The organism is Archangium violaceum (assembly GCF_016859125.1).
Lineage (GTDB): Bacteria > Myxococcota > Myxococcia > Myxococcales > Myxococcaceae > Archangium > Archangium violaceum_A.
Window position 1 is genome coordinate 7,552,772 of record NZ_CP069338.1, and the last position, 21,264, is coordinate 7,574,035.

At 64.3% G+C, this 21,264-nt stretch carries 26 protein-coding genes; 12 read left to right on the forward strand and 14 right to left on the reverse strand.

Annotated elements, in window-relative coordinates:
- Positions 1-2: 2 nt before the first annotated feature.
- Positions 3-824, reverse strand: coding sequence for a ferritin-like domain-containing protein (locus JQX13_RS32355; RefSeq protein WP_203403332.1), 822 nt, complete (start codon positions 822-824; stop codon positions 3-5).
- A complete protein-coding gene (locus JQX13_RS32360) occupies positions 821-1,057 on the reverse strand; it encodes a hypothetical protein (RefSeq protein ID WP_203403333.1) in 237 nt (78 codons plus the stop codon). Before JQX13_RS32360 ends, JQX13_RS32355 begins: the two co-directional genes overlap by 4 nt.
- Before the next feature lie 192 nt (positions 1,058-1,249).
- Between JQX13_RS32360 and JQX13_RS32365 the strand changes: the two genes are divergently transcribed.
- From JQX13_RS32365 to JQX13_RS32375, 3 genes are all read left to right on the forward strand, one after another.
- Positions 1,250-1,717: an OsmC family protein gene (locus tag JQX13_RS32365; RefSeq protein WP_203403334.1), complete on the forward strand. Its 468-nt coding sequence runs from the start codon at positions 1,250-1,252 to the stop codon at positions 1,715-1,717.
- 256 nt (positions 1,718-1,973) lie between these two features.
- The gene (locus tag JQX13_RS32370; RefSeq protein WP_203403335.1) at positions 1,974-2,663 is read left to right on the forward strand and encodes a glutathione S-transferase family protein; all 690 of its coding nucleotides are present in this window, start codon (positions 1,974-1,976) and stop codon (positions 2,661-2,663) included.
- Positions 2,664-2,824: 161 nt separating this feature from the next.
- The gene (locus JQX13_RS32375) at positions 2,825-3,115 is read left to right on the forward strand and encodes a hypothetical protein (protein WP_203403336.1); all 291 of its coding nucleotides are present in this window, start codon (positions 2,825-2,827) and stop codon (positions 3,113-3,115) included.
- Between the two features lie 90 nt (positions 3,116-3,205).
- On the opposite strand, the gene JQX13_RS32380 is transcribed toward JQX13_RS32375, so the two are convergent.
- The 8 genes from JQX13_RS32380 to JQX13_RS32415 form a co-directional block, all read right to left on the reverse strand.
- Positions 3,206-3,739 (reverse strand): hypothetical protein, encoded by a 534-nt coding sequence (locus tag JQX13_RS32380; RefSeq protein ID WP_203403337.1) that lies wholly within the window; start codon positions 3,737-3,739, stop codon positions 3,206-3,208.
- Entirely contained in the window at positions 3,736-4,470 is a 735-nt protein-coding gene (gene sitI6 / locus JQX13_RS32385) for a SitI6 family double-CXXCG motif immunity protein (RefSeq protein WP_203403338.1), read from the reverse strand. The genes JQX13_RS32380 and sitI6 overlap by 4 nt, the downstream gene beginning before the upstream one ends.
- A 321-nt stretch (positions 4,471-4,791) precedes the next feature.
- Positions 4,792-4,959, reverse strand: a complete 168-nt coding sequence (locus JQX13_RS32390) for a hypothetical protein (protein ID WP_203403339.1) — start codon at positions 4,957-4,959, stop codon at positions 4,792-4,794.
- 902 nt (positions 4,960-5,861) lie between these two features.
- On the reverse strand, positions 5,862-7,091 hold the full coding sequence (locus JQX13_RS32395; RefSeq protein WP_203403340.1) for a hypothetical protein: 1,230 nt from the start codon (positions 7,089-7,091) through the stop codon (positions 5,862-5,864).
- An 88-nt stretch (positions 7,092-7,179) separates the two neighbouring features.
- Positions 7,180-7,344 (reverse strand): hypothetical protein, encoded by a 165-nt coding sequence (locus tag JQX13_RS32400; protein WP_203403341.1) that lies wholly within the window; start codon positions 7,342-7,344, stop codon positions 7,180-7,182.
- A gap of 171 nt (positions 7,345-7,515) precedes the next feature.
- Positions 7,516-8,304, reverse strand: a complete 789-nt coding sequence (locus JQX13_RS32405) for a hypothetical protein (protein ID WP_203403342.1) — start codon at positions 8,302-8,304, stop codon at positions 7,516-7,518.
- The gene (locus tag JQX13_RS54600; RefSeq protein WP_239013987.1) at positions 8,301-8,909 is read right to left on the reverse strand and encodes a hypothetical protein; all 609 of its coding nucleotides are present in this window, start codon (positions 8,907-8,909) and stop codon (positions 8,301-8,303) included. The genes JQX13_RS32405 and JQX13_RS54600 overlap by 4 nt, the downstream gene beginning before the upstream one ends.
- A gap of 406 nt (positions 8,910-9,315) precedes the next feature.
- Positions 9,316-10,077 carry a hypothetical protein gene (locus JQX13_RS32415; RefSeq protein WP_203403343.1) on the reverse strand — a complete coding sequence of 254 codons (762 nt, stop codon included), beginning with the start codon at positions 10,075-10,077 and terminating at the stop codon, positions 9,316-9,318.
- A 173-nt stretch (positions 10,078-10,250) separates the two neighbouring features.
- Between JQX13_RS32415 and JQX13_RS32420 the strand changes: the two genes are divergently transcribed.
- Entirely contained in the window at positions 10,251-10,604 is a 354-nt protein-coding gene (locus tag JQX13_RS32420) for a hypothetical protein (protein WP_203403344.1), read from the forward strand.
- An 89-nt stretch (positions 10,605-10,693) separates the two neighbouring features.
- Here JQX13_RS32420 and JQX13_RS32425 read toward each other — a convergent pair whose 3' ends face one another.
- From JQX13_RS32425 to JQX13_RS32435, 3 genes are read right to left on the reverse strand one after another with little or no spacing between them, the layout of a single operon-like run.
- Positions 10,694-12,136, reverse strand: a complete 1,443-nt coding sequence (locus tag JQX13_RS32425) for a toll/interleukin-1 receptor domain-containing protein (RefSeq protein ID WP_203403345.1) — start codon at positions 12,134-12,136, stop codon at positions 10,694-10,696.
- Positions 12,137-12,176: 40 nt separating this feature from the next.
- Positions 12,177-13,397 carry an XRE family transcriptional regulator gene (locus JQX13_RS32430; protein ID WP_203403346.1) on the reverse strand — a complete coding sequence of 407 codons (1,221 nt, stop codon included), beginning with the start codon at positions 13,395-13,397 and terminating at the stop codon, positions 12,177-12,179.
- Positions 13,384-14,025, reverse strand: coding sequence for a hypothetical protein (locus tag JQX13_RS32435; RefSeq protein WP_203403347.1), 642 nt, complete (start codon positions 14,023-14,025; stop codon positions 13,384-13,386). Before JQX13_RS32435 ends, JQX13_RS32430 begins: the two co-directional genes overlap by 14 nt.
- 1,546 nt (positions 14,026-15,571) lie before the next feature.
- Between JQX13_RS32435 and JQX13_RS32440 the strand changes: the two genes are divergently transcribed.
- Genes JQX13_RS32440 through JQX13_RS54605 form a run of 3 tightly spaced genes read left to right on the forward strand, consistent with a single transcriptional unit; the run spans position 15,572 to position 17,369 of the window.
- Entirely contained in the window at positions 15,572-16,606 is a 1,035-nt protein-coding gene (locus tag JQX13_RS32440; protein ID WP_203403348.1) for a hypothetical protein, read from the forward strand.
- Between the two features lie 3 nt (positions 16,607-16,609).
- Positions 16,610-17,239 (forward strand): ankyrin repeat domain-containing protein, encoded by a 630-nt coding sequence (locus JQX13_RS32445; protein WP_203403349.1) that lies wholly within the window; start codon positions 16,610-16,612, stop codon positions 17,237-17,239.
- A gap of 1 nt (position 17,240) precedes the next feature.
- Positions 17,241-17,369, forward strand: coding sequence for a DUF5953 family protein (locus tag JQX13_RS54605; RefSeq protein ID WP_239013988.1), 129 nt, complete (start codon positions 17,241-17,243; stop codon positions 17,367-17,369).
- A gap of 28 nt (positions 17,370-17,397) precedes the next feature.
- Here the strand turns inward: JQX13_RS54605 and JQX13_RS32450 are convergent, their stop codons facing one another.
- Complete coding sequence (locus tag JQX13_RS32450) at positions 17,398-17,931, reverse strand: DUF2381 family protein (protein WP_203403350.1); 534 nt, start codon at positions 17,929-17,931, stop codon at positions 17,398-17,400.
- A 770-nt stretch (positions 17,932-18,701) separates the two neighbouring features.
- Between JQX13_RS32450 and istA the strand changes: the two genes are divergently transcribed.
- The 5 genes from istA to JQX13_RS55595 are packed head-to-tail and all read left to right on the forward strand — an operon-like array spanning position 18,702 to position 21,259.
- A complete protein-coding gene (gene istA / locus JQX13_RS32455; protein WP_203403351.1) occupies positions 18,702-19,871 on the forward strand; it encodes an IS21 family transposase in 1,170 nt (389 codons plus the stop codon).
- Positions 19,823-20,314 carry a transposase gene (locus JQX13_RS32460; protein WP_203403352.1) on the forward strand — a complete coding sequence of 164 codons (492 nt, stop codon included), beginning with the start codon at positions 19,823-19,825 and terminating at the stop codon, positions 20,312-20,314. The genes istA and JQX13_RS32460 overlap by 49 nt, the downstream gene beginning before the upstream one ends.
- Positions 20,254-20,772, forward strand: a complete 519-nt coding sequence (locus JQX13_RS32465) for a transposase (RefSeq protein WP_203403353.1) — start codon at positions 20,254-20,256, stop codon at positions 20,770-20,772. Before JQX13_RS32460 ends, JQX13_RS32465 begins: the two co-directional genes overlap by 61 nt.
- Complete coding sequence (locus JQX13_RS32470) at positions 20,760-21,140, forward strand: hypothetical protein (protein ID WP_239013989.1); 381 nt, start codon at positions 20,760-20,762, stop codon at positions 21,138-21,140. The genes JQX13_RS32465 and JQX13_RS32470 overlap by 13 nt, the downstream gene beginning before the upstream one ends.
- Entirely contained in the window at positions 21,128-21,259 is a 132-nt protein-coding gene (locus JQX13_RS55595; RefSeq protein WP_275424884.1) for a hypothetical protein, read from the forward strand. The genes JQX13_RS32470 and JQX13_RS55595 overlap by 13 nt, the downstream gene beginning before the upstream one ends.
- The last annotated feature ends 5 nt before the right edge of the window (positions 21,260-21,264 follow it).

Genomic DNA, 21,264 nt, shown 5'->3' on the forward strand with positions numbered 1-21,264 from the left:
CGTCAGCGAGGTTCGAGCCCACGTGCCCGCAGCGGAGCGAGCACCTCGGTCTCCATCGACCTGCGCGCGAGGTCCAGGTACGCCCGGGACCGCATCCACCCGAGCGCATGGATCGCGCTGGACTCTCCCTCCCCCTGTGCCGCGATGCGTGCCTGGTTCTCCCGGACGGCGGCGATCGTCCTCCCCGCCGCATCCCGAAGTACCTCCCGCTCGTCCTCCTCCAGCATCGGCAACGCCCAGTCGAGGAACACCCACCCGAACTGCCCGTGCGCGGCCTCGTCCTTGACGATCCGACCCAGCACCGCCTTCACCAGCGGGTGCGTCGCGGAGCGCCAGGTGCCTCGAAGCAGGGGGATGGAGATCGCCTCACCCACGCAGAAGTAGCGGACGACGAGCTCCGCCGCCTGCACGAGCGCACGGCCCGGCCGGGGCGGTGGAATCATCCCGAGCGGATCATGCAGAAGGGGGATGCCACCACCGAGCTCGGACGCGAGCCTTGCGCACAGCTCGACGTGGACCATCTCGTCGAGCGGGAAGCGGCACCCCATGCCGATGAGATCCAGCGGCGCCCGCGCGGCGATGAGCGCCTGCAGCGTCGCGGTGCAGGCGGCGGCGGTGCGGTACTCCTGGAAGGCGGCCTCGGTCCAGGCCCTGCGCGCGGCGAGAACGAGGTGCTCGGGGAAGTCCTCCGGGTGGAGCGTCCCCCACGGGAGCGTCTCCACTTCGGGTCGGAGCTTGCGGTACCGGCGCTCGATGTTGCCTCCGAGCATCCCCAGTTCGAAGAGCTCCTCGCCAGGGACGAGGGGGAGGACGGACGTGCTCATCGACCGCCGTCCGCGGTACCGCCATCCGAGGTTCCACCATCCACGCCAGCGTCAGGCACCGGCTCGCAGTAGGGATCGTTGTCCGGATTGTCATCGCACGGAGGTGGAGCCATGAGGTTGCCGGAGATGAGGCACCCACTGGCCATCTTCACGACCGCGATGCCAGCGGTGGCGAGCAGCAGGGGACGGGTGGGACGACGGGAGGGCCTCCGGCCCTGGGGAAGGTCTGCCATGGGTTCCTCTCCTTCTTCCGGGTGATGAGGCTGGATTGTATGCGAACTGCCTCCCGAGAGGGTGAGCCTGCCGCGATTCAGTGACACCCATCGCATCGCCTCCATCGAGTGCTGTCGGCTGGATGGGGCTGTATGGTGTCAAAAACTCGTTCCGACACTTCGCGCGTACTCGGGGCCTGATAGATGGGGGGCATGTCCGATGTCTACCCCCTCTCGCTGCGCTGGGAAGGCACCACCACCGACTACGCCACGGGCGAGCACAGCCGCGCCGCGGTGGCCTCCGCACCGGGCAAGCCGGACATCGCGGTGAGCGCCGCGGGACCCTACGGCGGGGACGACACGCGGTGGAACCCGGAGGACCTGCTCGGCGCCTCGCTCGCCACCTGCCACATGCTCACCTTCCTGTCGCTCGCCAGGAAGGTGCGCCTGGACGTGCGTGGCTACGTGGACGACGTGCAGGTGGTGCTCGGCACAGAGGGCCGGGTGACGCGCGTCACCGAAATCCGCCTCGCGCCCACCATCCGCGTGGCCCCCGGGACGGACGCGGCCAAGGTGCGCGAGATGTTCGAGAAGGCCCACAAGTACTGCTTCATCGGCCTGTCCCTCACCTCCGCCGTGCGCATGGAGCCGCGCATCGAGGAGGTGGCGGAGGGGGCGTAGGGCACCTGCCCGTCGAGGCCGAGGCGCAGGCCACAGCGGCCTGTCCCTGGGGCCACCCCAGCAGGCAGCGCGAGCAGCACGTAGGGCAACCACTCCGTGGTGTCCACCTGGACGACCTTGCGGCCCCCCTCCTTCCGGACCGACACCACATGTCCGCTCCGCTCCAGGGCCTTGAGGCAACAGGGCCCCTATTTCCGCCTATGCTCCGGCGTCGAAATCAACGTCTCGCGGCTTTACAAAATCAAGGAGCGCACCGATGTCACTCACTCTCTATTATCACCCGTTTTCGTCTTACTGCTGGAAAGCCCTGTTGGCGTTGCACGAGAACAACGTGCCGTTTACGGCGCGCACCATCGATCTGTGGAACGAGAAGGAAGCCGCGGAGCTGAAATCCCTGTGGCCCATCGGCAAATTCCCCGTCCTCCAGGATTCCAGCCGCAATCACACCGTTCCGGAATCGAGCATCATCATCGAGTACGTCGATCAGCACTATCCGGGAAAGGCGCCGCTGATTCCGTCCGATCGGGATCTCGCGCGGCAGACCCGCCTGTGCGACCGGTTCTTCGATTTCTACGTCATGGACCAGACGGCCAAGATCATCACGGATAACTTCCGGCCGGCCGGAAAAAACGACCCCCACGGCGTGGAGCTGGCGCGCAAGGTCTTGGCCACGGCCTACGACATGATCGAAAAGGACATGGCCAACAAGACGTGGGCGATGGGCGACATCTTCACCATGGCGGACATCGCCGCATCCCCGGCGTTGTTCTATGCGGACCTGGTGGAACCCCTCGCGTCCCGGCACAAGAATGCCGCGGCTTATCTTGACCGCCTCATGAAGCGCCCCGCTTTCATCAAGGTGTTGAAGGAGGCTCTCGCGGTGCTGCCTCCCGGGTTCCCATACGATTCCCAGTTCAAAGCCAGCGTCCAGCGGTTGGCGGCTTAGCCATGGCGGCCCACGTCAGCGGTAGTGGACCCGCGTCACCTTCGGCCTCGCGCACCCATTCGCGCGGGCCGATTCGGTGAGGTCCATTTCCTTCCACCTGGGGCAGGCCACCTCGATTAACGTGGCCCGCGCAGTGCCCACCCAAGGAGACACGTCACAGTATGCGCAGAGCAATCATCGCAGGGTTGATGGCAGCGGGGATGCTGGCGGGTTGTGGAGGCACCACGACCGAAGGAAACGGAGAGGTGTACATGGCGTGCGCCGACGGCACCGCGTGCACCGGTTCCGCTGACGAGTGTGCGAAGAAGTGCGGCCAGTCCGATGAGGGCAAGAAGCACGCTCAATGGTTCAGCATGATTTGTTGCGACGGCAGCGAGTGCCGCACCCCCGGCGCTCCTTCCATCTGCATCGACTACTGCAACAAGTACGGCGATGGCGGCTACTGCGGGTAGCACCTCTCGTTCTGTCCATGCGGCGGCCCGCCCCGAGCTTTCAGGGCGGGCCGCTGTGCCAGAGGATTCGAGTTGGAGCCTTCCGCTTATTCAGGTCATGCGCGGCCGCCGGACCAGCCGGAGTAGGAGCAGGAGGTGCTCGTACGGGCTCGGGGTCAGCTTCGAGTACAGATCGCGCACCATGAGGCGCGGGTCGGCCTCCGTGGGCAAGAGACCGCCGGGCAGCGCCTCGAGGGTCTCGTCGGTCACGCGGTTGCGGAAGGTGGGGAGCGGCCCCAGGTGCCAGAAGTCCTTCGAGAACAGCCGCTCGCGCAGCGCCGGCTCCTGCACGAGCGGCTGCACCGCGTACGTGTCCCAGAACATGTCCGCGAAGGTGCAGTCCGTGAGCATCGCCCACGTGCGGCCGTCCCTCTCGACGTACCAGCCGAGGTCCCGTCCGCCGTTGCTCTCGAAGCTCCGCAGGCGTCGCTCGCGCTCGTCGACCGTCACGTCTCTTCCTCCGCCGCTCGTGCTGCGCATCCGTCCCACGCGGGGCGTGATGGGAGCGTGACGGGCCACCGACAGGGGCCCGCCGCGGTCCCACACCCGGACAGGAACGAAGACGAGCAGGGTGGCGAGCGTCATGATTGTGACGCTCGTGACGCTGCCACTTCCACGGGCTGGAAGACAACGCCATCCAATCCTAAGCGCTGGCAGGCCTCCACGAAGCGTCCGGTGCAGATGTTGACGTTGCAGTAGTCCTCCAGCCGGAACAAGTCGAGGTGCTCGGGAAGGGTGGAGGCGTCCAATATCAGGACATCCGGAAGGGGGTGCATCAGGCGACCACAACGGGGACAGGGGGGTTGAGGATTGGGGGGAAGGCAGTCGGGGTGCAGGCGGCCCGCGGGTAGGAGCTCCAGCTCGAGCAACTCAGGCGAGTGACGTTGGCGGAAGCGCAGGGCGGTTGGGCAGCCCTTGAGTCCTCTGAGCCCCACGGCTTGGAGCTTGTTCAAGGCCTCACGCTGAATCAGCAGCACCTCGGCGAAGTCCATGAACAATTGCCCGAAGCGGCCCTGGGCCTTGCCCTCGAGCGGTCCGAATCCCGCTCCTGGCTCTAACTGCGCACCCGGGGGCAGGTGGGGACGTACCAGCTCGCATAGTCGTTCATACTCCTCAATGGGTTCGGCCCGGGAGGTCTCGAAGTCGGCCAGAGCGGTTATCGGCGTCAAATCAACCGAAGGGTATGCGTTGGCGCCGCCGCTCCATGCGTCCTGACATAAGGGGCAGTAGAGGCCTGGCAGCTTCCATCGATGCGAGGCGTCAACAGAGCCCGTGTAACCCGCGGACCTGTCTTCCTGGATGCGGAAATAGTTCATGAGCGGGAGCTCTTCGTCTTCTTTCTTAATCGCAATAGTAGGGTCGGTCGTGCGTCTTCCAGTTGTGCCAGGGGATCTCGAAGACGGGATCCGCGTAGATGGGCGCCGCCACGGGGTGCCCCCACCAGCGGTTGGGTGTGTCCTCGCGGGGAGCGCAGCTCCGTCGAGACGTTGGAGTCTGTTGGAGGGCGCAGCCGCGGCACTGGCTGGAACACCATGGGAGGGCGGGCCACCGGGAGGTTTCCCCTCGCAAGGAGGAGATGGGCCTTCTCCTCCTCCACTTCCGCTACGTCCTGGCAACGCCAGATGGCGCAACGCTCATCATCTACATAGCGGGACCACGCAGGGCGGGTCCGCGTGAGCCTCCTCCCAAGAGGAGGAGACGGTCTCGATGATCTCGTCCTCCTGCATGGCGGGTGCTGAGATCGCGCAGGCGGTCAGCAGCAGGACCAGGAGCACGAGGCCCTTTTCGAGGAGCGAGGGGCGCATGGGGTCCAGCTTATTCCCGTGCGGCGGCCCGATCCATCTCCGCAGTGTGAAGGCCAGGAGCCGGGAGACGGCCGATACGGCCCCGCGCAAGGCGACTGGGGACGAGTAACAGCCTGTCCACAGCACAGGCGGTGCCCGACCCAAGTGAACGCAGTCAGGGCATCAACCCGATGGGGAAGCCGCCACCGTGCTCAACCCCATGGATGTCCTGGAGGGCGCTCAATGCGCTCGCCGTGCTTCCTCTTCCCCCACCAACGCGCTACGGAGAACGAACTCTGCGACCCAGCGGCGCGCCCTGTTGTCATAAGCGCCCCGTGCGTGGAGTTGATCCTGTAGGACAAGCGCAAACACATAGCTGGCCGCATCAAGAGAGCGAGGCGGCCTCTCGAAATCTACGTCTGTCGGCAAATCGACCTCTTTCGACAGAGGACAGCGCGACACCACGGTCTCCACCGTCGTGAGCGGCGCTGCCAGACAGTCCTCCGGCACGAAGGCACGAACCGCCTCGCGAAGGCGGCGGAAGCGGTCGTCCCCACGCAGCGGTGCGGCTTCCGCCGCCCCCTGACGAAGCTCTGGCGGCAGCACCTCCACGCACGCAGTCGCAAGCCCGGCGAGCAGCATCCGGCTTCGCTGACGGGCCGATTGGAAGCGCGTCGCCTCGCGGACAACACGGTCCATATCCGCGTGACAGCGCGCGCGAGCCTCCTCGGATGCGAGTCCGACCGCACCCATGGCCGGAGGTGGTCCCCCCGCATCGAATGGAGCGAGAACGGGGCGCACCAGCTCGGCGCTGGAGTCAGCAGCGGTGGTGTTCACCGAAGGCGTAGGAGGAGTCGGCTGCCGCGCCTCACAGGCCAGCCACACCAACATCCCCAGAGCAAGCCAGTGCCAGGAGTGGGTCCTCATATCCAGTTCTCCGGGATGCGCGAGCGCTGGAGGTCTCGCAATCCTTCGGTGAGCAGGGGCAACAATCGCTGGGCCTCCTCGGGGCGGGGATTGTGGCGGGAGAGCTCGGCTTCGAAGGATTGGATGAGGGCCAGCGCCTCCTTACGTCCAAGCCGGGAGAAGTCGGGGGCGCTCAGGCCCAGCGCCTCGAATCCCCTCCGAATGCTGGACCGGTACGTCTCCTGAAAGCGAACGGCGACCTTCCCGTAGAAGAGAAGCCGGAGGGTCTGATCCCTCGCCCGCTCCAGCGCAGGACGGTCAGAAGCGGGGACATCCGGCTGTCCCAGCAGCTCCTGCAGGGTGTTGTAGTAGTCCCGCAGCGGACCATGCTGGGAATCTCGCACCTCCTCGTCACCTCGAAAACAGCGCTCGAACGTGGCGCGACCGGCGGCGTAGCGGGCATCCTGGTTGGATATACTCATGCTCCCCATAGAGGCCTGATAACCATCCCGGCGCGACCAGACCGCGAGGGCATCACCCTTGCGCAGACCTCTAGCGAGGCTGGGCCCGAGCGCATCCACATCACCGCGTGTTGCCACCTCCCACCGGGCAAGGTGGACGGTTGCTCCAGTGAAGCTACCGGGAGCACTGCCGTTGTATGCCCACATCGTCTTGAGATTGGGAAAGAGAGCGCGCCACTCATTCATGGTGGCTTCGCCTCCGTTGTAACAAGCAGCAATGCACAGATCCTCAACCCGAGCTGCTGCGGCAGGCATTGCCGCCACGAGCCGGGCAATGCTGTCACGTTCGATATTCCCGTTCTTGAAGCTTCCCTCCTCATTCTCGCCCCAAAGGCTGAAGCCAGCACTGTGACCAGAAAGGACGAGACGTGAGGGGATGACACCACCCTTCTCCGCCCGGGCCCACACCTGCGCCAATTGCGCGAGCTCGTCACGTGCATCCTCGCCGCCACTGGCGATGGCAGCCGCTACCTGCTGGCTCTGTGCGAGCGGCAGCCCCAAGGTCGCCACGAAGGCCTGGATACCGGCATCCATCCGCAAGTCGTAGACCTGTATCCCGCCATCCGGGCGCGGGGCTCGCACCTGATCGTTCTGGAGGGTGTCCTGAATGGTGGTGACCCGGGCAGTGGGGTTGGACTTCTGGATTGCATCGGCCTCGGCCCGGGTGTGTGGATTCATTCCGAGCACGAGGGTGTCATCGTTCCGTCTTGGACCTACGCTGGTCATGTTCGTATCTCCTGCCGCAACGGATGTCCGGTAGGTTCGCGTGCGGCGAGGGCGGACGGGGCAAGTCGCGAGCCAGCGTGGCACTCCGTCAGTTCAGGCTCTTGCGCACCATGGAGAGCTCGCGAAGCGTCCCGAAATGAGCTGGGCGTCCGAGGAGCGAGACAATCCTGCCTCCACCGGTGAAGCCCTTCGCCTGGGGCGGGTCCACCTCGTCACAGGGGCCCGACTCCAGCCCGGTGCGCCGGAAATACAAGGGCCGCCCCCTCCCCGGGCTGCGGAGGACGGGAGGCGCATTGGCTGAGCCCGCTCACGCGACAACTACCTTGACGCTCACCGCGTCTTCCCCCCTGAAGCTGGGGCGCCCATCTATCAGAGCGGCGAGCCTTCCGGGTCCTCCGGCTGTCTTCTAGCACCAATGCCCTACTCACATCCCCTGCTCCCGCTCCCACTTCTCGAGCCTCTCGACGATGGAGATGGGATGGATGGCGCGGTGGTGGATGTTCTCGTGGAAGACCGCGAGGTGGTACTCCCCGGCAATCGAGATGAAGGCATGCGTCGGTGGCGCGATCTGCTTCGCCAGCCAGTCCTCTGCTTCCTCATGAGAGACAAAGGAGGCCACGGTGGCAGGAGGCCCCTCCTCCATCAATTGCCGGATGAGCATCTCCAAGGTGAACTGCGGCCGGAGCCCCCGGCGGTTCAGCTCGCGGAAATAGTAGAACTGATAGTATTCACCCGCGACCAACACCTGTCCTTGAGCCGGCGGCTCGGGCTGATTGTCGAGCCAGGCCTCCGCCTCCTCGCGCGTCCTGAACGATGCGACGATGTGCGGCGGTCTGGCGGCGAGAGCATCGCGGCGAAACGCCTCGAACGCCGTGTGCTGGCCGGTCGAGGCGATGAAGTGGAGTGCGTCGATGAGGACCGACGCCAGTTCCTTCTCCTCCGGTGAGTGGAGCTCCCCTCGAATCCGGGCCATGAGCCCCGCCGCTTCACCCAGGAGCGTCTTGATGGAAGTTTCCCCCTCAGAGGGGGAGAGAGGGGAGTCGGGGCTCCGGCGATAATCCTCGAAGCGGTAGTCCTGACCCAACTCGGAGATGAATAGTACGGCATCTCTCGCCGCCAGGAGCAGTTCTCTCTCCTCGGGAGAGGTCTGCTCCGTCAGGTACCTTCCGATGAGCCGTGGAGCCTCGAAGTTGAGAATCTCCCCTATCTTCATTGTGGTACCTCGGCGAAGAGCAAGGCGGGAGCGAGCAGCAGAATGCCTCCACTACAGGCGGCAACATAGAAAACCACCCCCGCAATGACGACAACGGCTCCGAGCGCAAGCTCATCCTGGTGGCGCTTGAGCCAATCGACGGCGGTGTCGATGGCCTCGAACTTCACAGGCTCACGGCCCGCCTCGCCCAGGCAGTTGGCAAGTTGCCTCATGCAAGCGGTCCTGCAGTAGCTCCATTTCCCAGTCCGCCAGGGACCGTATTGCCTCGTATCGTATATGTATTTGTCGACCTGATGGATTCTCGTGCTGGCCTGGCACTCCGGAACACAAATATCATATTGACGTTCGCATTCCGCCGCATCGAGTGAGACCCGGACGATGCGACCCTCGTCGGTCCGGACGCTCGCCAGGTTCCGGTACTCCGTCGGGTCGAAGTCCTTGGCGGGTTTCCAGGCATAGGTCGCCTGCCCATCTGCCGTATTCTTGATGACGAGCACGTACCTGGACAGGTCCCGCGGCCCGGATGAGCCCGCGACCATCGGCCGGGTGGCGCTACATGAGCCAAGGAGAAGGCATAAGCTCAACGCCATGAGCTTCCGCACCATCGTTCTGATGCTCCTATAGAAGTACCTGTGTTCCTGTGGGGCCATTGCTCGAATTCTTTGACACCCTCTCGGGGGGAATGGGTGCCTCTGCCGCGCGTCATGCTCCACCTCTTCCCTCCTTCAAGTCCACCAACGCCGCACCCGCCACCTTCCGGGCGAAGGTGTCAGGGGATTCGATTCGGAGCCTGCCCCTTTTCTGAGGAGGGCTTCACCGGCAACGAGCTGGCCGTGCCCCGGTTCACGGAGGCGGTCTGTGGCGGCGATGCGCTGTACGAATCCTCTGACACCCTCTGCGAGACACAGGGGCTCTGGCTCCTTCTGCGGACACCTGCGGGGCCGCAGCTCCCATGGGAGGGCGGACTGGTCAGGCGTATGCTCCAGGGATTTGGTGCTTGCTGGCGAGTCATCAGGGCAGAATCGAGCGCGGCTGTGGGTCTGGCTTTTTGACGGGCATGTAGCATTTGCCCTGATGCTCGGCCGTGCTGCGAGGGCAGGGCGCGTCAAGCTTGTGCTGGGTCCAACAGCCGCCTCGAATCTCTGTCTCGGTTACGGGGATGCAGGGAGGTCGCTTCTGTTCTTTGAAGGGCCCCTCCGGCATGGGGTATCCGATGATGCTGGGGAATGAGGTGTCTTGCGTATCGGTGAATGCGATGGGCTCATCGAGCGCGGCTTGAGCGACCCCTCCGGACACCTGTCGCGGCTCCGCATCCCCGGTAGGGCGGGGCCAGAGGAGGAGGGCGAAGCCCGCGAGGGCCACTCCGGCCCCTACGAGTCCCCAGTGCATCACCCGTTGGCGGAAGCGCGAGGGGGAGGGCTTTCGCGTGAAGTGGGCTCGCGCGTCCTCACGGTCATCAATGAGAGTCATGGCACCCGAGAGCCGGATGAGCATCAACGTCAATCCGTGGAGGACCGAGGACTGCGATGGAGGCGCCTTCCCGACTTCCAGTACGAGGGCGGTCGGCGAGGTGAAGCACTGGGCTCGTATGCTCCAGGGAATGTGCGTGCTCCAGTCCTCGCCCTTTCCTGGCATCACGAGCAGCGCCGAGGCTCCCGTCTCGATGTTGTGTGCCGCATAGAGGCGTCCCTCATCCGAGGGGATACCCTGGTATCGCTCGCCAATGAGGTACTGGCCGATACGCCCGCCCTTCCACTCAGGGGTGTCGCTCATGTTCGTGCCTCCCAATGCTCGTGCTTTCTCCTACCTTGAATGTCGGGTCACTGTACAGACGGGATAGGTGAGGGCAGCGGGTCCCGGAGACGGTGTCAAGGCCATGAAACGGCTCGGTGGGTGATGTCCGACCGACTACCGATTCGCCTAGACGAGGCATCACGGAAGTCGAGGTGTCCCATGCGGAGGTGTCGGCGGAGGTGTCAGAGGATTCGAGTCGGAACCTGCCCCTTTTCGAGGCGGGCTTCACCGGCACGAGCTACCCGTGGCTCCGGTTCACGGAGGCGGTCTGCGGTGGCGATGCGCCGTACGAATCCTCTGACACCCTCTGCGGGAGGCTGCGGATCAGTGGAGGTAGGGGGGGATTTCTCGGCGCGCTTCCGCGCTTTTCCTTCCCGCAGTGTGTCGCGCCAGTCGTGCTGCTCGAACTCTTGGGCACCTTCGTGATGCCTCCAGGCTCAAGCGGCGCCAAGTCCGGCGTGATACAGGGCAGGGAGAGAGGCAGCGCGAAACGGTACTCAGGCTGATTCGGCTAGCCTGAGCGCGCACGCCTCACCGTCAGCAACGTGGGCCCTTCAAATCAGGCAGGTGCGACAAAGGACTTCGCGAAAAAGCCTTACGCTCTGGAGTCCAGCTTGTCAAAGTTGCCCAACTGTTTGATGTCCCTTGAGCCGATAGTGGCGAAAGTCTTGATCTTGCCGCCAAGATTGTACCTTGAGTCTCCCTCTTGATATTTTGAGAGGAACTCTTCCTTACTGGCAACTCCAAAGATCGTCTTGAGGTCCGTGAAATAGCGTTTGGATTCAGCCTTGGAAAAAAGCGGAAATACCCGACCGTAACCAGCGTAAACAAGACTGAATGGAAACCAAAGCCTAAAACTGTTTGAATGAAGCAGACTGTAAAGGAACAAGACAAAATCAGCCTGCATGATCTCGTCAAATGTAGCGCTCTTTGTTGTCGCACGCTCCTTGAGAAGATCTGCCGTCACGCTCGCTCTTTGGAGTTTCTGGCTGCGAACCTCCTGCAGGAGCTTGGTGTAGCCGTGAAACCAAGCGAATCCTTCAAAAGAACTACCCCTGTGGTCATTGCTGATATAGTACTCTTGTGCAAGAAGGCTGTTCAGTGCGCTGAACTTGCCGTTCTTGATTAGGATGGCTGCAGTGTAAAGGAACAGCTCGTAAAGTATGAACCGATAATTGTCGGACCATGTGTCATTCCAGGAACTCATTGTTGGAGGGCGATGAAGATACTTCGACGCATCCTCAAAGAAGGTTCGAATGTCCTGAATGGTGTCGGCAATGTCTGTATACTTCACCAAGAAATCAACCAATTCGATGAAGTTGTCCCGGGGGGGCAGAAAATTGGCGACGTTGTCGCTGACGAGTTCGTCGAGACTCTTGTCAAAAGGCTCCTTGATGCGGAAGTCTTCAAGAGCCTCGGAGAACCGGTCAAAGTACTCGCGAATGGTTGCCTTGACATAGGGTTTTGAATTCTGCACAGCCTCCTTGACGGCGCGCAGTTGATGTCTCGTTTTGACGGGCACCTGCTCATCTTCGAGTAAGAATGCTGGAGGTTTTCCTAGAGCCGGGCGCTTGTGTAGAGGAATTTCATATATGGCACGAATCAATTGTTCGTAGTTCGCGCTCTCCTTTTCGGGAGAGGACATATCGATGTAAAGCCTGCTTTTGAAGAAAACTGGCAAATAGGGATCGCCATTTTCGGCCGTTTCAAAAACCAGCGCGATGAATTTGTTCTGGTCGGTTTTCTTGTAGACCTCAGCCGAGATGATCTGTGACTCAGTGCCGACACCGCCACGGCGATTGTTGGCTTTTTCTGAATACGTTTTGTCGCAAATGGCCAAGACTTTAGTGACGCTGGGATCGAGCACCATTTGTTCCATGAAAGCGTTTAGGTCTTGTCCTTCCTTGACATCATAGTCATCGAATATTGCGTGCACTCCGTGGTCGATCAATCTGTCAACGAGAGTGCGTACCCGCTCCTTGTGAGCCGGGGATGTCCAGCTATATGAGACGAATACCTTGGGCGAGGATGCATTCATGGGAATTTTTCTTTCCGACTGAGGCAGGCTCAGAACTCGATTACTCCTTTAGATTTCCACGGAGCGCGAAGAAATCGTTCCCTTCATGTACATGCTCCTCTTGGTTCTCTGGGCCTGATTGGGTTGGGAGTCCCACCTCGGAGTTCAGGCGGGAAAGCACACTAGTGGTGGTGCTCGTGATGGAGCTTGGTAGGTCCCGACCCTCCACCAGCGCGAGTAGTTCTTGCACGGATAGGCCCATCTTCGCAGCGAGTTCCCCTTCGGTAGTCTCTTCTGTGAGTATGGTGTTGAGTGCCGCTTGAAGGAGATGCGGCACCTCGACGGGTGGCTCGTCAGGCTCGTTGCGCCGGATGCCTAGACGGTTCATTTGTATGTAGGCGCGGCGCACTGCTGCCTCCGAGAAGAAGCCCAGCTCACGGCCGCGGTAGAGCAACGCTGCGAGCGACACCTTCCAACGCACCTTCAACTCGCGCAGGTGGTCAAAGTTGAGCCGACGCGGACATTCCTTACTGAAGGAACTGCGTGGCAGGAGGAATGCGCTGGCGAACTGGTCCGCTTGGCGCTCAAGTTCGGGGCTGCCGGGCACCACGTCCGGGTGCATGACGAGGTGGCCTAGTTCGTGCGCGGCATCGAACCTGGCGCGACTTGTGGAACCCTTGAAGCTGTTGAGGAACACATAAGGTCGTTTGTCGATCCACGTGGAGAATGCGTCCACGCGTCGGCAATCAGCATCCATGGGGATGACCATTACCCCGAGATTTTCCAACTCATTCACCATGCTACCGATGGGACCATCCTTCAGCCCCATCTCGCGACGTGCCATCTCCGCGCATGCTTCGACATCCTCAATGCTGCGCACTGGCCCAGGTGCATGCGGCACTTTGGGCTCGGGGAAGTCTACATCTTCCTCAAGCAATGCAACGAGTTCCTTGAGCAGCTCCCCTCGAGCGAGCACGTAACGTTGCTCGCGCACGCTGGAGGAGCGCTGGCTGCGGAACTGACATCGGTCGGGTACTACTGGGGGCGCCTTCGCCTCTCGAGCGAAGAAGCCAGGTGGGAAGCCCAACGCGAGGCTGAGTGCGAAGAGCGTCTGTGGCTCGGGGCGCGCTCGCCCATTCTCAAACTGCCCGATGGCGCTCGGAGATTTGCCCACCTTTTCAGCGAGTTCGTGCTTGAGCAGGCCACGCAGTTCGCGCGCCAGCGTTAGTTGCTCTGGGTTGAATGCGTGGGCGATGGAGAAGAGGGCGTTATGCGGAAGCATCCCCGGAATCCTTCTTGCCTTTGCGCTTCTTGAGGGTGACGTTGGGCACAGGCTTGGTTTCCTCCTGGGGCTTCGCCTCCGGCTGCGAGACCGCAGCCTCCGGCAGGCTAGGCTCCTCTACTCCGCGCTTCCAGAGGAGCGCCGTTTCCGACCAGCACGCCAAGTGGCCGTGCTCGTCCACGAGGGGACGGCACAGGTGCACCTCAAGAAACCCTTCCTTCTCGTTACCCATGTGGGCGAGAACCAGGACGTTATTCGTCACGCCAGGCTGGGGCTCAAAGTCGAAGGTGCCCTGCCGTGAAACCGTGGTGGGCCACTCGGAGCGGTCGCGAGGGAAGCTGGCGTTGATACCTGCGCCGGCCGGTCCCGTCACGCGATGAGCGGCCACCATGTGGTCGCCGAACTCGAACCAGAACGGCTCCTTCGCCGTCACCTTCACGAGGCCCGATTCCATGATGCGGTGCCAAACGAAGGTGTAGACGCTCATGCCATAAGTGCGCGCGTCGCTGCCTACCTCAGGCTGGTGAAGGTCGCTCGCGTCGGCATACGCCTGCGCGACACCGTCTACCAATTTGCGCAAAAGCTTGCGGTTCTCCGCACTGCCCATCAGATCGTCCAGCGTTCTCATCGACATCCCCGTCCCATGGACGCACCACGCGCCCACTCCAATCGTGTGGGCTCAAGATGGATCGCCGCTCGCTTCTTTGCAAGAACTAAAGTGAATCAATCATGAGGTGGGCACCGAAAGCAGTAAAATGGCCCCATTGGGTTAGAGGCAAGAGGAGACCGCGCTGTTCTGGAAGAGGGTCGATAATGAATGTGCGCACTCAGCCTACCTCTGTGTGAGCCATTTGGGCCCGCCGGGTGTTAGACGACTCGGAAGGTCGAATTGGCACGGAAGGTCCCGTGCATGCTCGATGGTCTCTTGCTGCTCATCCTCAAGAAGTTGGACCCCGAGAGGGATGCGGCCGCTCATGCTTGGCGGGAGGGCGAGGGGCAATCTTGCGGCTTGACCGCTTCTGGAGCCCGCCGAGCTGAATCGCCAGCGCGTGTGCCTCTATGGAAACGACACCTTCTGCCTCGTGTTCCCTCAAGCGGGTGCGGAGCCGAAGCCGGAAGAGGCGAGTGTTCCGACTGAGGCAGCGGTGAGAGCGGAGCCGAAAAGGAGTGCACGTCGCGAGTAGGCTCTTGCCGGGCTGCTGCGCAGGAGCTTCGCGTTGGATGTGTTTGCCTGCCCTCGGTGTGGAGGTCGGCGCCGGGTGCTGGTGTACCTAACGGCCCCTGGATGATGTGGAGGCGGCGGGATTCGAACCCGTGAGCAAGGCGATAGAAAACCCTAAGCAGGACGCGCTGTTACCCGCTATCGCCTTGATTCTCCTGGGGTTCGTCATCCCGTCCCGTCCCACCCCGTGCCCTCGTGTTCCACCCCTTTCCCCGCTGGCGGGGCACACTGGGGGCACATGCGCCCCACCTCCCCGCCTGCATCCCTCCCCACGCCGGGCGGTGTGCGACTGGCGGGGCCTCCTGAACGTGCAGCTCGCTCCCGGCTGCCGGGGTCCTGTGCCGGAGCTGCTGCGGCAGGGGGCATCGGCTTAACGGCTGTGAGGGCTCAACCGGAGCGATGACGGGGACGCCATTAGAGGCGCGAGCGGCCTGAATGCCCGGTATCCCCCCGCTACGGGCAAGCGGTCGCCTGTCGCGGTACTGTCCATGAGAGCGCGCCCGGCTGGCACCGTTACCGCCCTGGAGCCCTCCACAGCCCCGAGATGCGGCTGCCGTGTGCCGTTCCCGTCAACCCGTCCCAAGCCCCAGCAACCGCCCCGCTAGAGCCCTCCACAAGCCCGAGCTGCGGCTGCCGTGTGCCGCTCCCCTCCGCCAGCCCCGAGCGTCAGCAGCCGCGCCGCTGGAGCCCCCTGCGCAGTCCAGGTGCGCGCCTCGCCGTTCCCAGCGGCCCGGGGGCGGGTGCGTGCAACCTAGCGCCCTGTTGCCTGCACCATGCCTGCGCATGAGCTGCCCGCTGTGTTGGCGCTCGCCCTGGCCCGAGCTGCGGCTGCGGCACCCTGGCCCCCTTGCCTCTCCCCTGGCGTGCGTCCGTGGTTGTCGGGGTGCGCAGGCATACTCCGAGCCGCCCCACCAGGACCCTCTAGGTCCTGACTCGATTGGAGGACGTATCCATGCGTTTCCGAGCCTGCCTTGTACTTCTGATCCTGGCCTCAGCCTGCGCGAGCGCACCCGCCCCGCAGTCGATGCCACGGCCCCATGCCTTCGCGTCGACTCCCACCTCGGGCCCGCGCATCCGGCTCGCTTCCGCGCCGATGGAGCCGACACCGGAACGGTCGTGGATTGGAAAGGCGGACCTGGACAAGGCCAGGGCACTGCTATCTCGGGCACGCCAAGACATCGAGCCGCGTCAGTGGGAACAGTTGAACCGCAAGCTCACCGCAGCGGAACGGGCCTTCGAGCGCTTCTCGCGCGCCGCGAAAGCGAGCGGGCAAGCCGCCGAGGTGGTGAGGGGGGCGGAGGGCGTCGCGCAGGCGGGACGCGCCAGGACGCTGGCTGAATTCCTCCCCCGGGTGGGCCCCTTGCTCGTGGGCCTCGTCCTGCTCTATCCCTCCAGCACCGCCGGGCCGGAGATCGACCGTCGCCCGGAGTGGGTGGACGCTCAAGGGGAGTACGAGGCCCGTCTGCGGGAGGTGGCGGAGGAGTCGCGATGGCTCATGGAGCAGCTTGTGCCACAGGATGCAGAGGAGGCGGTGCCGGACTTTGATTCGGAACTGGTTGCGACGGTCGCAGTCCCCCCCCATTGGCGGACCCGGATCAATCCGGCGACGGGCAAGAACTATTCTAGCGAGGAGGAGTACGAGCGGGTTCCCCTCTACCCGGGGCAGACCTGCAAGAACAGCCTGCTCGACAAGCTTGAAGCGGAGAAGGATCAGCTCCTCAGGGAGATCCCCCGTTACAATCCGAGGGAGCGCAACACGAAGAGTGAAAAGAAGCTGGACAAGGTGCCGTGCTCCAAGATCCGACTGCGTCTTGAAGCCATGAGGAAGGTTCTGGAGAAGCGGTGGGAGATTCAGAAAGAATGCTTTGGAGGCAAGCCCGACTCGGGCCACAACACAGCCATGACAGAACTCGAAAAGGGCCTTGCGGCAGCCAAGGCTCTCGAATCGAAGAATTGCGCCCCGGGTCATCCAATGTCGGAGCTGTGAGTCATGTCGAAAGAACTCTTCACAGCAATCAAGCAGCACGATACGTCCCGGATCAAGGCACTGCTGGCCGAGGGGGCCGATCCGAACGAGCCGCAGTCGGAGCCTCCAGGATTGCGTCCGCTTCATGTGGCCATCTACGAACTCGCGGATGGAGGCGAACTCGACGTCATCTTGGCGCTCCTCAAGCATGGCGCGGATGTCAACGCGTGGGACGTCGAGCGGGACAGGACTCCCTTGTTGGTGGCAGTCTGCGAAAACGAACTGGCAGCAGCCGATGCGCTCGTAAAGGCGGGGGCCGAGCCCAACGTGCGCAGCAGCGACGGAATCACGCCGCTGCGGTCGTCCGTAGAGGATGGCAATCTGGACATGGCCTCGCTCCTCCTGGAGGCAGGGGCCACTAAGACGATCAACGACTGGGGCGGGCTGCTCGGATTCACCGCGCTCGGGATTGCGATATGGCAGTTGGATATCCCGATGATGAAATTGCTTCTCGACGCAGGCGCGGATCCAGAAGCCCCGGACGATTCCCGCAGGCCTACCCGCGAACGCCTGCCGCCACGCGATGACTCCGACCCTCAGAAATGGGATGCCGCGTTCGAACTGCTGAAAGAAGCGAAAGGCCGCAACCCATAGGATGGAGGGGGAGCAAGGGACTGGGAGGCTCACGGACGCGCCGCTTGACCTGGACAACCCCGCGCACCTGGACGCGCTTAAACGGGCCTACGAGCGCTTCCCGGAGATCGGCGGGCGCGCAGCCCCTTGAGGCTCGGCACGGCTCGCGCTGGCCTTGCTCAGGGCCCCTTCGCTTTGCCCTCGGGGAACGTGACGTTCCCAAGGGTGATGGTGCGCGGCCCGGTTGCCTCCCACAGTTTGAGGGTGCAGGGGCAGCCGAGCTGCGCGGGCGCCGCCTCCAAGCCCACCACGAAGGCACCGGCACTATTCGCGGGGATGGGCGCCAGTGGCCAACGGGCAAGCTCCACCTGTCCCCCTGTCGCGTCCACCAGCGCCGCCCCCGCTAGCGTCCAGGGCTCGGCGCCGGGGTTTAAGAGGAGCAGCCGCACAGCCACGCTTGCCGGGTGGGTCTCGCCCGTGGGCGTGTAGCTGTAACTCCAGGCCCCCTTCACCCCGAGCGCGTTGGCTGGAGGCTTCGTCAGAAAGCCAAGCTGCTTGAACGCCACGACCCCGGCCCCTTCCAGCCACGCGGCCTCCATGAGCCCGCCCGGCTCCCCACGCTCGGCCAGAAGCCGCGCTTTGTCTTCCTGGCACTGGCGCGCTTCGGCCTGTGCTTCGTCACGCTCTCTCTTGAGCACGTTGTCGATGATCACCGAGAAGCGCGGGAATTTGGACGAGCCGGGCGTCGCGGCCTGAAACTGGCGGGCAGAGGTAGGTGGAGGTAGCGAAGAGGGCCGGGACGAGGGCGCCAAAAAGAAGAGGGCCCGGAGCTGGTACCTCCGGACCCTCAGGCCGAATCACGGGGACGCGATGCGGGAGGAGCACGCTCGCACGAGGCCGTGAGGCGGTCCAGTTTCCAGGCGTCTCGAGCCTGGGGACGCGTGGATTCACTGCGGATGGCGCAGTGCGCGCTCGGCACCTGCCGGGCACTCTTCTACCTGTGCCGTCGGCACGACCGGGGCCAGCGCTACTGCTCGCGTGAGTGTAGTGCGCAGGCGCGCCGCCAGAGCCAGCGGGAGTCGGGGCGGCGCTACGCGCGCAGCTTCGCGGGCCGGTGGGCCGCGGCCAGGCGCCAGGCCCGGAGCCGTGAGCGGCGAGCACGGAAAGTCACGCATCAGGGTAGCCCGCCGCTGGAGGGCGCGGGCACCTTGGCGCCGCCGACGCCAGAGGTCGCCCTGGAGGCCACCACTTTTCGCGTCGGCCAGGAGCCGACTGATGCGGACAGAGGGGAAGAGAAGGACACCGGGCGAGTGCCCGGTGCCGAGGCGGACGAGGGACGGGCTGGCGAGGGCGCTGTGGCGAGCGTGCGCGCCCCTGCCAGTGCCGGGAGCGGTGCACGCTGCGCGGTGTGCGGATGCCGTGCGGACTTCGTCCGTCATGGGCCCTGGGAGCCACGCCCCGGGCCCCGGGCCAGGAGGGCGCCATGGTGACTGACGAGCAGCGCGCCCGCATCCGCCGCCTCTACTTCGCCGAGCACTGGAAGGTGGGCACCATCGCCGCCGAGCTGGGCGTGCACCACGACACCGTGAGGGGAGCCCTGGAGGTGGAGCGCTTCGTGCGCACCACCGCCCGGGTGAGGCCCACCATGCTTGACCCCTACCGGGATTTGATTGCCCAGACACTGGCGCAGCACCCCAAGCTGCGCGCCACGCGCTTGTACGAGATGCTCCGTGCTCGCGGCTACCAGGGCAGCGCCCTCCAGGTGCGGCGCTACGTGGCCCGGCACCGGCCGGTGTCCTCGGCCGAGGCCTACTTGCGGCTGTCCACGCTGCCGGGTGAGCAGGCCCAGGTGGACTGGGCCCACTTCGGCCGGCTGCGCATTGGCGGGGCCGAGCGCCCCCTGTGCGCCTTCGTCCTGGTGCTCTCCTGGTCGCGCGCTCTCTACGCGCGCTTCGTCCTGGAGCAGTCCCTGGAGAGCTTCCTGCGCTGCCACACCCTGGCCTTCCAGGCGCTGGGCGGGGTGCCGCGCTCCCTGCTGTATGACAATTTGAAGAGCGTGGTGTTGGAGCGCGTGGGCGACCACATCCGCTTCCACCCCAAGCTGCTGGAATTCGCCGGCCACTACCACTTCGCTCCCAAGCCCTGCGCTCCCTACCGCGGCAACGAGAAGGGCAAGGTGGAGCGCTCCATCCACTACCTGCGCCACTCCTTCTTCGCCGCACGTACCTACTCCTCGCTGGATGACCTCAACTCCCAGTTGTCGCGCTGGATTGAGGACACCGCCCACGCACGCCCCCTCCCACAGGACACCTCTCGCCGCGTGCACCGGGCCCTGGAGGAGGAGCGGCCCCGACTGCTTCCCCTGCCAGGGAATGCCTTCAGCTGCGACGTGGTGCGCACCCTGCACAGCGGCAAGACGCCCTACGTCCGCTTCGACGGCAACGACTACTCCATTCCCCACACCCTGGTGACAAAACCTCTCACCCCGCCTTATTCACGAGAGGTGCAGGAGGATGACCGGAAAAGGAGGGTGACGCGCCTGACCTCCCGAGTGGTAGAGGGGTGTTGTTCAGACATCCACCACCACAAGGCAGGAGGCGCGTCATGGGTGAAATCCTCAACGACTTCGGGCTGGAGTTCAACGGCTCCGTGAAGCTGGAGGCGAGGGCGGAGCGGTTGACGTCGGAGGCAGGTGCGGTGCTGCTGAGGGAGGTGGACGAGCGGTTGGGGCTGACGCGCTGGCTGGGGGAGATGTTGACGGACACGCGAGACGAGAAGCGGATAACCCACTCGCTGAGGGAGTTGGTGCGCACGGACCTTCTGCTGTTGGGGCAAGGGTGGAGAGACCACGACGACGCGGACGCGCTCAGGAGGGACGCGGCGTTGAGGTTGGCGGTGTCGGACAGCAAGAGCAGCGTGCCGCTGAGGGGGAAAGAGGGGGGAGCGGAGGGGTTGGCCTCACAGCCCACCTTGTCGCGGCTGACGGCCATGTTGGCGCGAGAGGAAAACCGGAAGGTGCTGCACGAGGCGCTGGTGTGGCAGACGGGGCGGAGGCTGAGGCGCAGCAGCCCAAGGGCCAGAAGCTCAAGCAGGTGACGGTGGACGTGGACGGGTTGCCGGTGGAGGTGCATGGGCACCAGGAGGGCAGCGCGTACAACGGGCACTACGGAGTACGCATGTACCACCCGATTGTCGCCAGTCTGGCCGAGACGGGAGACCTGCTGGACGTGAGGTTGCGCGAGGGAAACGTGCACAGCGCCAATGGAGCGCTGGAATTCATCGACGAGTTGCTGGGGCGAGTGGAGAAGGAGGTGTGTGAGGTGGCGGCGGTGCGCTTCGACGCGGGCTTTCCCGAGGAGAAGCTGCTGGCGAAGCTGGAGGAGCGAGGCACGCCCTACGTGGCGCGCGTGCGCAACACCAGCGTGTTGCAGCGGGAGGCGGCGCTGCCGCGCTTCATGAATTCGGGAGTGCCGCAGGGGAGCCGGGCACCCACCTGTACGAATGGGAGTACCAGGCGCAGGGCTGGAGCCGTGCGCGGCGCGTGGTGTTGGTAGTGCTGGAGAGGAAGGACGAGCTCTTCCCGCACGCCTTCTGGCTGGTGACGAGCTGGAGCAAGGAGCAGATGCCGGCCGAGGCGCTGCTGGAGCACTACCGCCAACGCGGCACGGCGGAGGGCCACTTCGGAGAGCTCATGGACGTGCTGGCCCCGGCGCTCTCCTCGGCCAGACGGCCCAAGTCCAAGTACCGGGGGCAGCCGCCCGTCCAGCGCGCGGTGTCCATCGACGCCTTCGCCAACAACGAGGTACGCCTGTTGCTCAATGCCCTGGCCTACAACCTGGTGCACGCCGCGCGCGTGCTGATGGAGCAGGCCACGGGCGAGGGCTGGGGCTGCTCCGTGTGCGCGAGCGGGTGCTCAAAGTAGCCGCGCGGGTGCTGTTACACGCCAGAAGAGTGGTGCTGGTCATTGGCCGGGAGTCGGCCAGCCTCTGGCAGAAGCTGTGGACGAAGCTGGGCTCGCTGAGCACAGCGCAAATCACGTAGCTGCC

Bases quoted from the DNA above. Each gene is read 5' to 3' on its own strand.
- JQX13_RS32425 (WP_203403345.1), bottom strand. From the start codon at position 12,136: ATGAATGCATCCTCGCCCAAGGTATTCGTCTCATATAGCTGGACATCC.
- sitI6 (WP_203403338.1), bottom strand. From the start codon at position 4,470: ATGAACTATTTCCGCATCCAGGAAGACAGGTCCGCGGGTTACACGGGC.
- JQX13_RS32375 (WP_203403336.1), top strand. From the start codon at position 2,825: ATGCGCAGAGCAATCATCGCAGGGTTGATGGCAGCGGGGATGCTGGCG.
- istA (WP_203403351.1), top strand. From the start codon at position 18,702: ATGGTGACTGACGAGCAGCGCGCCCGCATCCGCCGCCTCTACTTCGCC.
- JQX13_RS32370 (WP_203403335.1), top strand. From the start codon at position 1,974: ATGTCACTCACTCTCTATTATCACCCGTTTTCGTCTTACTGCTGGAAA.
- JQX13_RS32365 (WP_203403334.1), top strand. From the start codon at position 1,250: ATGTCCGATGTCTACCCCCTCTCGCTGCGCTGGGAAGGCACCACCACC.
- JQX13_RS32390 (WP_203403339.1), bottom strand. From the start codon at position 4,959: ATGCGCCCCTCGCTCCTCGAAAAGGGCCTCGTGCTCCTGGTCCTGCTG.
- JQX13_RS54605 (WP_239013988.1), top strand. From the start codon at position 17,241: ATGGAGGGGGAGCAAGGGACTGGGAGGCTCACGGACGCGCCGCTTGAC.
- JQX13_RS32435 (WP_203403347.1), bottom strand. From the start codon at position 14,025: ATGAGAACGCTGGACGATCTGATGGGCAGTGCGGAGAACCGCAAGCTT.
- JQX13_RS32460 (WP_203403352.1), top strand. From the start codon at position 19,823: ATGGGTGAAATCCTCAACGACTTCGGGCTGGAGTTCAACGGCTCCGTG.
- JQX13_RS32355 (WP_203403332.1), bottom strand. From the start codon at position 824: ATGAGCACGTCCGTCCTCCCCCTCGTCCCTGGCGAGGAGCTCTTCGAA.
- JQX13_RS54600 (WP_239013987.1), bottom strand. From the start codon at position 8,909: ATGGTGCGGAAGCTCATGGCGTTGAGCTTATGCCTTCTCCTTGGCTCA.
- JQX13_RS32440 (WP_203403348.1), top strand. From the start codon at position 15,572: ATGCGTTTCCGAGCCTGCCTTGTACTTCTGATCCTGGCCTCAGCCTGC.
- JQX13_RS32395 (WP_203403340.1), bottom strand. From the start codon at position 7,091: ATGACCAGCGTAGGTCCAAGACGGAACGATGACACCCTCGTGCTCGGA.
- JQX13_RS32380 (WP_203403337.1), bottom strand. From the start codon at position 3,739: ATGACGCTCGCCACCCTGCTCGTCTTCGTTCCTGTCCGGGTGTGGGAC.
- JQX13_RS32415 (WP_203403343.1), bottom strand. From the start codon at position 10,077: ATGAGCGACACCCCTGAGTGGAAGGGCGGGCGTATCGGCCAGTACCTC.
- JQX13_RS32360 (WP_203403333.1), bottom strand. From the start codon at position 1,057: ATGGCAGACCTTCCCCAGGGCCGGAGGCCCTCCCGTCGTCCCACCCGT.
- JQX13_RS32445 (WP_203403349.1), top strand. From the start codon at position 16,610: ATGTCGAAAGAACTCTTCACAGCAATCAAGCAGCACGATACGTCCCGG.
- JQX13_RS32430 (WP_203403346.1), bottom strand. From the start codon at position 13,397: ATGCTTCCGCATAACGCCCTCTTCTCCATCGCCCACGCATTCAACCCA.
- JQX13_RS32405 (WP_203403342.1), bottom strand. From the start codon at position 8,304: ATGAAGATAGGGGAGATTCTCAACTTCGAGGCTCCACGGCTCATCGGA.